Raw genomic sequence first — 2,867 nt, 5'->3', positions numbered from 1 at the left:
GCAGCGGTACCTGCATCGACAGCAGGGTCGACTCCTGGCCGCCATGCATCGACGCAGTGGACGTGAACACCCCGGCCGGCTTGCCTGCCAGCGTGCCGTTCACCCATTCGGCGCCGAGGCCGTCAAGGAAATGCTTGACCGGCGCGGCCATGTTGCCGAAACGGGTAGGGCTGCCCAGCAGCAGTCCCTGGCACTCCGCCAGGTCCTGCACGCTTACATAGGGCGCGCCATCGTCGGGTACCGGCGGCTGCGCGGTCTGGGTGACGGCGGCTACCGGCGGCACCGTGCGCAGCCGCGCTGCCATGCCCGGCACCTCGCCGATGCCCCGCGCGATCTGGCGCGCCAGCCGTGCCACCGAACCGCCGCGGCTGTAGTAAAGCACCAGGATTTCGCCCATCGCGCCCAGCTCTCCTCATCGTGTGGACGCCAGTATGGCTATCCTGCATCGATTCCGCATCGGGTACCCTTGCGCCGATGGAACCTTTGGATACGCTCAATTTGTGGATGGAGCGCGCGCGGGATCGCGCACGCGCCGCCAGCTTCGGCCGCTTCCTGTGGCGCCGCTTCCTCGATGACCGCCTGTTCCAGGCTGCCGCCGCGCTGGCCTACACCACGGTGTTCGCGCTGGTGCCGCTGGCGATCGTGGTATTCGGCGTGCTCTCGGCCTTCCCGGTGTTCGATCGCTGGAGCGACCAGCTCAGTGACTACGTCTTCTCCAACTTCGTGCCCAATGCCGCGCGCGCCGCCGAAGGCTACCTGCGGCAGTTCTCGGCCAGCGCGGGCCAGCTCACTGCCGCTGGCTTCATCGCCCTGGTCATCTCGCTGCTGATCACCCTCAACAGTGTTGAAGAGACCTTCAACCAGATCTGGCGCGTCGGCAGCAGTCGGCCGCGGCTGACCCGCTTCCTGGTCTACTGGACGGTGCTGACCTTGGGCGCGATGCTCGCCGCTGCATCGCTGGCGGTGTCGGCGCGGGTGTTCGCGATGCCGCTGTTCGGCACGCAGGAGGGGCGCTGGCTGGCCGATCTCGCCTTGCGGCTGGCGCCGATCCTGATCGAATTCGTCTGCATCACCCTGATGTTCCGGGTGGTGCCACACCACACCGTGAAGTGGCGCCATGCGGTTCCGGGCGCGATTCTCGCCGCAGTGATCCTGGAGCTGGTGAAGTGGGGCATCGGCGCCTACCTGGGCAGCTTCCAGTCCTACCAGAAGCTGTATGGCACGGTGGCCTTCGTGCCGATCCTGCTGCTGTGGATCTACCTCTGCTGGGTGGCCGTGCTGCTGGGCGCGTCGCTGGCGTCGTCAATGGCGGCTTTCCGCTACCAGCCGGTGGAGCTGCGCCTGCCGCAGGGCTACGAGTTCTATGGCCTGCTGCGCCTGCTCGGGCGCTTCCAGCATGCACGTGCCAAGGGCAGGGGCCTGGCCGACGACGAGATCCTGCGGCTGGAACCGATGCTGACCGACTCGCTGCTGCAGGACTTGGCCTGCCACCTGGAGGGCATCGGTCTGCTGCGCCGCGATGAGCGCGGCGAGTGGCTGCTGGCCCGCGACCTGGACCAGGTCAGCCTGGGCGATCTGTACGAATGCACGCAGCTGCGCATTCCGGTGGCCGAACAACACCTGCCTTACCGCGATGACAGCCTCGGCCGGGCCGCCTTGGCCGCACTGGATGAACTGCGCCTGCCGCTGCGTGAACGCCTCAAGCGTCGCGTCAGCGACATCTACCCTGATTCTGGAGACGCCCCATGACCTGCAAGACCCCGTTGCTGCTGGCTGCGCTGCTGGCCCTGGCCGCCTGCAAACCCGCACAGGAGCCGACCCCGGCCAGCAGCCAGCCGCCGGCACAGGCACCGACTCCGGCCGCGCCGGCGCCGGTGGAGGATACGCCCGCCGAGCGCGTTACTGCCGAGTTCCCGACGTTGAAGATGAAGGCGGTCGATGGCAGCGATTACGACCTGGCCGCGCATCGTGGCAAGTGGGTGGTGGTGAATTTCTGGGCGACCTGGTGCGCGCCCTGCCGCAAGGAAATGCCCGAGCTGTCGGCGTTGCATGCCATGCGCAGCAACATCGAAGTGGTTGGCCTGGCCTACGAGGACATCGAGGTGCCGGAAATGCAGTCGTTCCTGACCAAGCATCCGGTGACCTACCCGATCGTGGTCGTCGATCCGTTCGACCCGCCGGCCGACTTCGCCACCCCGCGTGGCCTGCCGCTGACCCATCTGATCGACCCGCAGGGCAAGCTGGCCCACAGCTTCCTGGGCCCGGTCACTGCGGCGGACATCGAAAAGCAGATTGCTGCTGCCAAATAAGGGGAGGGGCAGGGCTGCGCCCTGCACCCACCGAAGCGGTAGTGCCGGCCGCTGGCCGGCAACCTCGACAGCAACAGCCAAAGCCGAAGCMAAAGCKGGTTTCCTGAGGGWTGGCGGGGTGGGTCCGGTTGCGGGGGACGCCGTRAATACGTCCCTGTAGGCTCGGTCGCGCCTTGCTCGTGTGCGCTGTCCTGCGCACACGGCAAGACCGGGGTTGGGCGTCCTGCCCAACCCGCCCGAGGCATGCCTCGGGCCCATGGCGCTCACGCCCCCGCAACCGGACCCACCCCGCCTTCGACAGTTTCTGGCGACCTGCCGGAATGACATGGCCTGCTCTTGGTGGGTGTCGACCYTGGTCGACACGTAKATCCACGCCATGCGTGGATGYYYTTCGTTCAMTTGTCGAAATATTYGATTYCGATGGACWTACATYCACGCATGGYGTGAATCCATCAGCCACCGGRAATCTGTCGAAGGTGGGGCGGTGTCGGAGTRCGGGGTGTCCGCGGCATGGATGCCGCGGCCAAGCCCCCATGGACGGGTTCACGGCGTCCCCCG

General features: G+C 67.1%; 3 protein-coding genes. 2 read left to right on the top strand and 1 reads right to left on the bottom strand.

The genetic code is table 11. The features are described from left to right. A partial coding sequence (locus AB4Y84_RS18290) for an NAD(P)H-dependent oxidoreductase (RefSeq protein WP_442250605.1) occupies window positions 1-397 on the bottom strand: 397 nt, incomplete at its 3' end. Window positions 398-474: 77 nt separating this feature from the next. On the opposite strand from AB4Y84_RS18290, the gene AB4Y84_RS18285 reads away from it, so the two are divergent. Beyond that, entirely contained in the window at window positions 475-1,749 is a 1,275-nt protein-coding gene (locus AB4Y84_RS18285) for a YihY family inner membrane protein (RefSeq protein WP_032977469.1), read from the top strand. Then, a complete protein-coding gene (locus AB4Y84_RS18280) occupies window positions 1,746-2,309 on the top strand; it encodes a TlpA family protein disulfide reductase (RefSeq protein ID WP_312112855.1) in 564 nt (187 codons plus the stop codon). Before AB4Y84_RS18285 ends, AB4Y84_RS18280 begins: the two co-directional genes overlap by 4 nt. Window positions 2,310-2,867: the final 558 nt, after the last annotated feature.

The organism is Stenotrophomonas sp. 2YAF22 (assembly GCF_052114665.1).
GTDB classification, from domain to species: Bacteria; Pseudomonadota; Gammaproteobacteria; order Xanthomonadales; family Xanthomonadaceae; genus Stenotrophomonas; species Stenotrophomonas indicatrix.
Note: the sequence above shows the minus strand (reverse complement) of the source record. Positions and strands in the feature narration are given on the sequence as shown.

Coding starts and splice junctions, on each gene's coding strand:
- AB4Y84_RS18285 (WP_032977469.1), top strand. CDS start 475: ATGGAACCTTTGGATACGCTCAATTTGTGGATGGAGCGCGCGCGGGAT.
- AB4Y84_RS18280 (WP_312112855.1), top strand. CDS start 1,746: ATGACCTGCAAGACCCCGTTGCTGCTGGCTGCGCTGCTGGCCCTGGCC.